Annotated in this window: 12 protein-coding genes; 6 read left to right on the top strand and 6 right to left on the bottom strand. The window is 64.6% G+C overall.

Annotated elements, in window-relative coordinates:
* The first annotated feature begins 135 nt into the window (after window positions 1–135).
* Window positions 136–753 carry a class I SAM-dependent methyltransferase gene (locus tag ACFWO3_RS19540; protein ID WP_378580865.1) on the top strand — a complete coding sequence of 206 codons (618 nt, stop codon included), beginning with the start codon at window positions 136–138 and terminating at the stop codon, window positions 751–753.
* On the opposite strand, the gene ACFWO3_RS19535 is transcribed toward ACFWO3_RS19540, so the two are convergent.
* Together ACFWO3_RS19535 and ACFWO3_RS19530 are read right to left on the bottom strand one after the other, a co-directional pair.
* Window positions 754–1713 carry a nucleoside hydrolase gene (locus ACFWO3_RS19535; protein WP_378580863.1) on the bottom strand — a complete coding sequence of 320 codons (960 nt, stop codon included), beginning with the start codon at window positions 1711–1713 and terminating at the stop codon, window positions 754–756.
* Window positions 1710–3266 carry a TM0106 family RecB-like putative nuclease gene (locus ACFWO3_RS19530; protein ID WP_378580874.1) on the bottom strand — a complete coding sequence of 519 codons (1557 nt, stop codon included), beginning with the start codon at window positions 3264–3266 and terminating at the stop codon, window positions 1710–1712. Before ACFWO3_RS19530 ends, ACFWO3_RS19535 begins: the two co-directional genes overlap by 4 nt.
* Window positions 3267–3437: 171 nt before the next feature.
* On the opposite strand from ACFWO3_RS19530, the gene ACFWO3_RS19525 reads away from it, so the two are divergent.
* Genes ACFWO3_RS19525 through ACFWO3_RS19505 form a run of 5 tightly spaced genes read left to right on the top strand, consistent with a single transcriptional unit; the run spans window position 3438 to window position 6804 of the window.
* Complete coding sequence (locus tag ACFWO3_RS19525) at window positions 3438–4091, top strand: DUF6474 family protein (RefSeq protein ID WP_378580862.1); 654 nt, start codon at window positions 3438–3440, stop codon at window positions 4089–4091.
* A gap of 20 nt (window positions 4092–4111) precedes the next feature.
* Window positions 4112–4630, top strand: coding sequence for a hypothetical protein (locus ACFWO3_RS19520; protein ID WP_378580860.1), 519 nt, complete (start codon window positions 4112–4114; stop codon window positions 4628–4630).
* 37 nt (window positions 4631–4667) lie between these two features.
* Complete coding sequence (locus ACFWO3_RS19515) at window positions 4668–5348, top strand: YcnI family protein (RefSeq protein WP_378580858.1); 681 nt, start codon at window positions 4668–4670, stop codon at window positions 5346–5348.
* Window positions 5345–5869, top strand: coding sequence for a copper resistance protein CopC (locus tag ACFWO3_RS19510; protein WP_378580857.1), 525 nt, complete (start codon window positions 5345–5347; stop codon window positions 5867–5869). The genes ACFWO3_RS19515 and ACFWO3_RS19510 overlap by 4 nt, the downstream gene beginning before the upstream one ends.
* Window positions 5869–6804 carry a CopD family protein gene (locus ACFWO3_RS19505; protein ID WP_378580856.1) on the top strand — a complete coding sequence of 312 codons (936 nt, stop codon included), beginning with the start codon at window positions 5869–5871 and terminating at the stop codon, window positions 6802–6804. The genes ACFWO3_RS19510 and ACFWO3_RS19505 overlap by 1 nt, the downstream gene beginning before the upstream one ends.
* A 10-nt stretch (window positions 6805–6814) precedes the next feature.
* Here the strand turns inward: ACFWO3_RS19505 and ACFWO3_RS19500 are convergent, their stop codons facing one another.
* The 4 genes from ACFWO3_RS19500 to ACFWO3_RS19485 form a co-directional block, all read right to left on the bottom strand.
* Complete coding sequence (locus tag ACFWO3_RS19500) at window positions 6815–7282, bottom strand: SRPBCC family protein (RefSeq protein ID WP_378580844.1); 468 nt, start codon at window positions 7280–7282, stop codon at window positions 6815–6817.
* Window positions 7283–7284: 2 nt separating this feature from the next.
* A complete protein-coding gene (locus ACFWO3_RS19495; protein WP_378580842.1) occupies window positions 7285–7767 on the bottom strand; it encodes an SRPBCC family protein in 483 nt (160 codons plus the stop codon).
* Complete coding sequence (locus tag ACFWO3_RS19490; RefSeq protein ID WP_378580840.1) at window positions 7764–8111, bottom strand: ArsR/SmtB family transcription factor; 348 nt, start codon at window positions 8109–8111, stop codon at window positions 7764–7766. Before ACFWO3_RS19490 ends, ACFWO3_RS19495 begins: the two co-directional genes overlap by 4 nt.
* A gap of 118 nt (window positions 8112–8229) precedes the next feature.
* The gene (locus ACFWO3_RS19485) at window positions 8230–8682 is read right to left on the bottom strand and encodes a DUF2871 domain-containing protein (RefSeq protein WP_378580838.1); all 453 of its coding nucleotides are present in this window, start codon (window positions 8680–8682) and stop codon (window positions 8230–8232) included.
* Between the last annotated feature and the right edge of the window lie 29 nt (window positions 8683–8711).

Genomic DNA, 8711 nt, shown 5'->3' with positions numbered 1-8711 from the left:
AACTCCGCCCCGCCGCCGCATAGAATCTGTCTCACATCTACGTAGACACCCGTGTCCCACGTCTACCTAGACAGCACAGAGTCCAGGGACTCGTCGGCCGCTCACAGGGCGCGAAGCGCCTGGTTGGAGGCAAACGTGGGCTTCTATTCGAATCAGATCGTTCCTCGGCTCGTGAACATCAGCTGCGGGGTGAAGCTCACGGGCTCCCATCGGCGCCGGGTCTGTGCAGGGCTGCACGGACAGGTGATGGAACTCGGTTTCGGCTCCGGCCTGAACGTCCCGTTCTATCCCGCAGCAGCGGCTTCCGTGAACGCTGTGGAACCGTCCGATGTCGGATGGAAACTGGCGCGTGAGCGGGTCGCAGAATCATCCGTCCCGATCGAGCGATCCGGGCTCGACGGACAATCCCTACCGTTCCCCGACAACACCTTCGACACCGTACTGTCCACCTGGACCATGTGCACCATCCCCGACATCGACGCAGCACTGCACGAATTGCAGCGCGTCCTCAAGCCAGGTGGCACCCTGCACTTCGTCGAACACGGACTCGCCCCAGACGAGAACATCCGGAAATGGCAGCACCGCCTCGAACCGATCCAGAAGAGAGTTGCCGGCGGCTGCCACCTCACCCGCGACATCCCCGCCCTGCTCACGGGCGCAGGCTTCCGCATCGAGGAAGTCGACAACTTCTACGACGAAGCGGCACCCAAGATCGCCGGAGCCTTCTCCCTGGGACGCGCAGCGCTGGTGTAATCACCGCGCGGTTCGACCCTGAAACCAGCCAACCCGTAGCACCCGATCGAAGCGACGCAGTACCCGTGCGAAATCGACGTCCTGCGCGAATCGATGCGTCGGTTGCCCGACAGCCGTGCGACCCCACAGGCTCGAACGTCGGTCGTCACCCATCCGCACTGCGGGCTGTGCGGATGTCGAGGCGAGCAGCACCTGGTCGTCGATTAGAACCGCGGCTGCGACAACGTCGTGCGCAGTGAAGATCGGCTCCTCTGCGCCGTACATCCTGGTGCAGTATCGGCTGTAGTCCGAGACGATCGTTCGCGTGAACTCGCCGACCCGCGTATCCGATTCGGCGAGTCTTTCGAGCGGAACCCGCAGCCGGGCCGTCACATTCATTCCCACCCACGTCACGTTTCCTACCGCCTCCGCGACGACAGCTGCGGCAACGGGGTCGTGATTGGTATTCGTGTCACCCTTCACGAGGAACTGCGGGCACGCCGCGAGCACGGAGGCCGAATCCTCTTGTGTCCCCATCCCGCCCATGATGGTTACCGAGGCGAACCTACTCAGCGCCGAAGAGTCACTCCGAAGGACTGCGGCCACATTGGTGAGCGGACCGAGGCACAGTAGATGCGCCTGCCCCTCCAACTCGTTGGTCACACGCAACATCTGGACCACGGCACTCTCGTCGGCCACCTCCAGCCGAGCAGGGCGGAGCCCTCGGTCTCCCAGACCGTCTCGCCCGTGCGGCGAAGGGGCATTGGGGTTCGGACCTGTTCGCTTCTCTCCGACACAGACCGGAACCGACGAGACCCCCGCCACCTCGAAGGTCGTAAGGACGTTCGATGCGGCCTGCGCTTCGTCACAGTTGCCGAACACCGTTCCGACTCCGACGAGTTGCACAGCGGGGGCTGCCAGCAATGTCAGGATTGCCAGCGAGTCGTCGACCCCGGCGTCGGTGTCGACCAGAACCTTCACAGGTCCTCCGCCAACGGAATTTCCTGTACTGCACGATCACTCATCCATTCGCGCAGCACCTTGGTGGCGATCACGTCGTCCTCGTTGTACTCGAGGATTCGCTGTCGCTGACTGGTGACGACGTCGCCGTCGTATCCGACGGCTTCGCGGTACCAGCCCATGGAGGCCTCGCCTCCGGCTTCGTCGTCACGCCAGTGAAATCCGGCGACGGGAGCGATCTTCTTGAGCCCTTTGCCGTTGGGGCAGATGAATTGCTCGCTCACCGCCTGGTAGATGTCCACCCACTGGTCGCTGTCGATGAATTCGCGCACCTCGGCCTTGGTGGGTATGCCCGGCATACCGGCGAAACGCTTGGCGGATCCGAGCAGCCACTTGTCTTCGGCGGCACGCGAATAGCAGTAGGCGGCAAATGTCCTACCGGTCGCCGCTGCGGCCGCGCGCTCGGCCATCAACCATGTCCAGAATTGCGCGAACGAACGCCCTTCGTCCTCGGTGGGCAACGCCTCCCAGGTCACGAATGGGCGGTATACCGAAACGTCGTCCGTGTTCAACAGCGTTCCCCACAGGTATGCGCCGTGCTCCTGGTAGCTCTCCATGTCGACGTCGATCTCCACGTCCGCCCGCACGACCTGCACGGTCTCGAAGCGGCGCACCAGAGGCGCACCGACGAGCCAGGCCTTGGCTGTGATCACCGCGTCGGCAAAGTCACCGTGCGGCCATTCCTCGATGGGGTCGCCTTCCCAGGAAGCGAGGTCGTCGATCGTGTGACAACCATGCTCGCGCAACAGCTCTGCGCGCGACCCGGTTGCCACGAGGCTGACGTCGCGTGACTCCATGAGTTGCGCTTTGCAGCCCGACCACCAGGGGCACGAACGGCATTCGCCGATCTGCGAGGGCTTGGTCGCGGTTTCCCCACGCGCAACGGCGATTCGGTCGGCGAACCGCTCGTCGTAATCGTCGAGGATCTCGGACAGGTCGTGCACGTAGATGCAGTCTCCGCCGTAACCGATGGCTCCACCCACGAGCGTCGGAGTGGCGAGGGATCGACGCTCGAGCATCCGGTAGATCTGCGCTACGCGCATCTGATCGCGGATCTGACTGCGCGGTTTTCGCTTCTCGTCGACAGAGGGCTCCCATTCGAAGAGCCCCGAGGTAGTCGCGCCGCGCCCCGGATCTGTCACCTTGTGGTTGACCACGATAACCGGAATGTATCCGCCGCGTTCGGCATCGCGCATCAGTATCTCGCAGTGCCCTTTGCGGCCGGTGTCACGCTCCGAGGGCAATACCGCACCCCAGACTCGGTCGGCTCCTGCCGCACAGGCTTCGAGGGTTGCCGCTACCCGGTCACGACGCGGCAGGTCCGCATCGATCACCACCCACCGATCTGGATCGGCCGCAACGAGCTGAGCGCGCACCTCCGCTCGCTTCGCGGCCGCAGATTCCTGACGCTGACGTACGCCGGGATCCTCCGGACCGTCGAAGACCTGCCCTGGGTTGGCGGAATCCAGTTGAACCCGATGTCGACAACGCGTGAGAGCCCCCGGATCGAGCAGCACAGCGGCGGTGCCCGGCGTCCGCTCGGGGCCGACGTCGGGTTCTGATTGCCGACCGTTTTTGGAACACACGATGACGAAGATTATGTGCTCCCCTAGGCTGATCCCGAACCACCGGATGCAGTTGGTAGCGTGGACTGCGCTGAAACACCAGGAAAAGGGGTCTTTTCGATGGCGTTGTTCAAGAAACGTACGTCCCGAGCTACCCGCAAAGCGGAAGCGAAGGCGCTCAAGCACAAGGCCGAGGTCGAGGCCAAGCTGAGCGCGAAGAACGAACGCAAGCGCGACAAGGCAGTCGCCAAGTCGCAGAAGAAGGCCGAGAAGGCCGACAAGAAGACGCAGAAGAAGATCGACAAGGCCCAGGTTGCGAGCCTGAAGGCCCAAGAGAAGGCCGCCGCCCAGAAGGGTTTGAGCGTTGCGAAGGTGCGCAAGTATCTCGGTGTCGCTCGTCTGCTGACGCCGGTCCTGCTCCCCATTGTGTACCGCGCTGCCACGGCTGTCCGCGGACAGATCGATGCGAAGCGCGCCCACAAGTTGGGCGTCGGTGTCGACCAGCTCGGCGAGTTCACCGGGCACGGCGGAAAGCTGAGCGCCCGTGTCGTCGGCGCCGAATCCTCTGTCAAGAAGGTCCTCGCACAGAAGCCCGACGATGCCGAGACCCAGTCGTTCGCCTCGGCGACCCAGGACCGGCTGAACGATCTGAACACTGCGGTCCACGCCGCCGAACAGATGCCGGCGACACGGCGGAAGTCCGCCCATGCCGCCATCGCCGCGGAGCTCGACGGGGTCGAGGCAGACCTCCTGGCACGCCTCGGCGTGCGTTGATGCAGCACCAGTAGCCCGCCATGTCCGCCGCTCATCCCGAACCCATCGCGATCCTGCGAGGCACCGCTGTCGGCGCCCTGTCCGCGGGCCTTGCGTTTGCGGCTCACGGGATGGGCGGCGGACCCGCGCCGCCACCTTCTGCTCTCGTACTGTTGTTGATCGTGTGCGCGGGCCTCGGTGCTGTCGTCGCCTCGATCCCCGCACACCGTCACGGTCGTATGTATCTGACCGCTGCGCTCGGTGCCGGCCAGCTGCTCGGGCACGTCGCTCTCAGCGCGACTGCACACGCGCATTCTGCAGTTCCACCCGTAGCCATGCTGTTGGCGCACACTGCTGCCGCGGTGTTGTGTGCTGCGCTGGTGGCCGGCGCCGAGAGGCTGTACTGGCCCATGGTCCGGGTCTTGCGCGTGATCCTGCGCAACCCCACGCCCCTGACCCCTCACGGCCCGTCTCCGGTCCTCGTGCCGGTCCACTCGGACCCGGTCGATGCTCTGCTTCGCGTCAGCATCTCGCGGCGTGGTCCTCCTGTACGCATCTGAATCCACTTCGATCCGTACAGACCAAAAGGACAAATTCATGAACTCCCTCGTTTCGCGTGCCCTCTTCACGGCAGGTGCGGCCGGCTGCGCCATGCTGCTCACCGCTGGTGTCGCGTCCGCACACGTCACCGTCGTCGCTCCCGACGCGGAGCAGGGCGGATACTCCGTTCTGACCTTCCGTGTCCCCACCGAGTCCGAGACCGCCTCCACCACAAAGGTTTCCGTGCAGCTGCCGGGCCTGAAGTCCGCTCGCACCGAACCGTTGCCGGGCTGGACGTCCGTCGTCGACAAGGACCCCGAGTCCCAGCTCGCGACCTCGGTCACGTGGACGGCCGATCCCGGGGTCGGCGTCGCCCCGGGCCAATTCCAGCAGTTCGTGCTCTCCGCCGGTCCCCTTCCCGAGGAAGAGGAGGTGTCCTTCGCTGCGGCGCAGACCTACAGCGACGGTGAGGTCGTCAATTGGGACCAGAAGCCGGCCGACGACGGCAGCGAGCCCGAGAAGCCCGCTCCGTCACTGACGCTCGCCGCAGCATCCGAGGACGGGCACGGCCACGGTGATCATTCCGCGGGATCGAGCGGCGCTTCCGAATCCTCCGAGGCCTCCGATGATTCGTCGACCGACGACACCGCCCGATGGCTCGGTGGAATCGGCCTGGTCCTCGGTGCACTCGGCGCCGCTCTCGGTATCGGAGCGACCATCAGAGGCCGCCGGTCATGAGCGCACCAATCCGCACGGTCGCGGTCGGGCTCCTCGCACTGGTCGCGCTGTTCCTCACCGCCGGTCCCGCAGCGGCGCACTCCGTCGTGACCGGTTCCGACCCGGAAGACGGCGCCCAGATATCCAGCGGTCCCGCAGAAGTCACCGTGACCTTCAACGAGGCGTTACAGGAGGGGTTCGCATCCCTCACCGTGGTCGGGCCGGACGGCAACCTGTGGTCCCGCAGCGACGCGAAGGTCGACGGGCCGACCGTCAGCACCGAGGTCGGCGATCTCGGCCCGGTAGGCGACTACACGATCGCGTTTCGTGTCACCTCTGCGGACGGGCACCCCGTCAGCGGAACCCGCACCTTCACGCTGACCGAGGAGGGTTCCGGCACACCTGGTCCGGCGGCGGACAGCTCCGGTTCCGGAGACTCGGGTTCGGGTGGCGTACCGATCTGGGTTTTCGTGGTCGCCGGTGTGGTGGTTTTCGCGGGCGCACTCGCTTTCGCGCTCCGGAAGCCCCGCGAGGACAACTGATGCGCGTGGGTGCGGTGAGCCGCTGGTGGCTGCTGCTCGCCGTACCCACGGCACTGCTGGGGGTCGGTATCGCGTGGGTGCTCGCCGATTCCGTTGGCCCGGCGCTGGTTCGAGTCCTGACGCTGAGCCTGGGTTCGGTGGTGTTGGGTCTCGGTGTGCTGTCGTGGATGAGCCGCGACGACCGTCGCCCGGTCATGTCTGCCGCTACTCTGTGGCGTGGCGCAGCCGGACTCGGCGGGCTGTGGGCATTGAGCGAAGCGGTGCTGTTTACGATGACCGCCGCCGACGTGGAGAACGTCGAAGTGTCCCGAATGTCCGGGGTCCAGTTCACCGAATTCCTCACGGATGCAACTCCCGGCCGAGTCGGCGCGGCGGCCGTCGTGTGCACGGTCGCCGTCACTGCCATGTCGGCCTACGGCTTTCGGTATGGACGCGACCTCCCCGTGGTACCCCTAATCGCGCTGTCTGCCGTTGCTCTCGTTCTACGTCCCGTCACCGGACACATGTCACAGCAGGTGCTGGGTTCGGCCCTCGATGCCGCTCACGCCCTCGCGGCCGCGACCTGGATGGGGGTGCTGGCGGCGATGGCCCTTGTCCTGAACTCACGGGGCGCCTGGGCCACGTGGCTGCCCCGCTATTCGGCCCTGGCCTGGCGCTGCGTGTGGGTCCTGTCCATCACCGGGGTGATCGATACAGCGGTGAAGCTCGGGTCCGTGGTCGCCTTCTACGAAACCGGTTACGGGCGAATTGTTCTCGCCAAGACGCTCGCCCTCGCGACGCTGCTCGGCCTCGGGTGGTGGTGGCGGCGAACGTGGGTGAAAGATGCTGCCGCCCACCGCGTCAGTGCCGATGCCTCCCTGACACGAGCGGTGATCGAGGTGGTGGCCATGGGCGTGCCCTTCGGACTTGCCGCAGCCCTGGCCACCACCGCGTGACGCAGTGCGACTAACGCGATTCGACTGTCCGGGCGAGAATACCCAGCGTCGCTCGCAGTCCCGCCTCCGGAATCACCGGGAAGATCCCTTTGTCCCGGTACCGCTCCGCTATGTGACTCCAGTCGTAATACGTGGTGACGAGGGTCCCCGTGTCGCTCGGCTCCAGCCGGTAACCGTAGCGGTGCTCGATGGGCGGCTGGATGGTGCCGGAGATCGTCCATTCGATGTGTGCATCCGGCTCGAAATCGGTGATGATCACCGTGACGTCGTACTTGCCCATCGGCAGATCGTTCAACGACTCGCGGTCCATGTGGACGACGAAGGTGTCGCCGGACCCACGAACGTGATCGCCGTCCGCCGATTGCAGCATTCCGGTGCTGTCGATGGCGACGTGCCCTGCCGGATCACACAGCAGCGCAAAGATTTCCGCAGGATTCGCTGCGATCTCACGCCGAACTTCGAATCGTTCCTCCGCCATATTCACAGTCCTTTCACGATGACATCCAGACGTTCGTACCCCTCACGTACACCAGTTTCCATACCGCTCTCGACCATGCCGTCGCGGGCCTCGACGCTCGGAAACACCGAGTGTCCCTCGATACGAGTGCGGCCGTCACCCAGGTCGACGAGGGTCATCGACTCGATACTGACGGCGTCGGCGAACATCTCGCATTCGAAGGTCTGGATGACGAAATCGTCACGGACGACATGAAAGACGCCGTTGAACGCGTACTCTTCGCCCTGCGGATCGCGGTGGATGTAGCGGTAGCGCCCGCCCGTCCTGAAGGCGTATTCCTCGATCTCCATTTCGTACCCGTTCGGGCCGAGCCACTGCTTGACCAGCTCAGGGTCGGAATGGGCGCGGAACACTGCCGCAACGGGCGCGTCCACGACCCGGGTGATGTCGATGAACGGGACACCTTCGGGCGCCTCGATGGTGACGGGGTTGGTCGACGTAGTCATTGCTCTGTCTCCTTCAGATCGTTCAGCACGTTGTCGAGTTTGCGAAACTGCTGCTCACTGACGAGTCGGTATCTGTCGATCCACGCAGTGAGGTCTTCGAGTCGGGCCGCATTCAGATGCACCGGCCGCCGTTGGGCCTCCCGCGTACGGGTGACGATCTCGGCCTGCTCGAGCACGTGAATGTGCCGGGAAACGGCTTGCTTGGTGATCTCGAAGGGTTCGGCCAGTTCGTTGACCGTTGCCGGTCCCCGACTGAGGCGGGCCACTATCCGCCGCCGCACCGGATCTGCGAGGGCCATGAACGCCCTGTCCAATCGGTCTTCGGCTTCAGGATCCCAGATCATTTATCAACCGTTTCCTTTATCAACCTTTACGTTGATAACGTTACGCCGGGAAACGTAGCGGGTCAATGGCTGCATCACCCAGGTGGCGACCGTCGCTCCCTCGCTCGCGCTACCCATGTCAGTGACCTTGCGACAAAGCCTGCTTCTCCGCAGCGGGTTCGACCGGGCTCGGGTTGGTGATGCGCGTCTGAACCGCGAAGAAGAAGAGGACGAATCCGACAGTGAGCAGGATGTGCCCGAGGCCTGCGATACCGGAGATCGCCGGAGAGACTTCCTTGCCGAGGACGGTCATGGTGCCGTGCACGGCCAACATGCCTGTTGTCACGACGACGCCCGCGTTGTAAGTGCGGAAGAACCAGGTGAACTGCCGACTCTCGCTCAGCCGGAACAACTTCTCGAATGCCAGCACGACGAGTAGGAAGACGACACCCAACGTCAACAGGTGTGTGTGCAGCACGCCGAGCTGGGTGTCACCGGTGAAGCCCTCCGCCTTGGTCAGCTCCCGGAAATAGAGTCCCGCGAGCAACCCGGCGATCAGGTAGCCGAATGCAAAGTTCCAGATCTTCTTCATGACGGTTCTTTCCTTGTCGGGCCGTCGCG

Origin of the sequence: Rhodococcus sp. NPDC058521, from assembly GCF_042719695.1 — a bacterium.
Lineage (GTDB): Bacteria > Actinomycetota > Actinomycetes > Mycobacteriales > Mycobacteriaceae > Rhodococcus_F.
The sequence above is the reverse complement of the archived record's forward strand: the minus strand, read 5'-3'. Positions and strand labels throughout refer to the sequence as shown.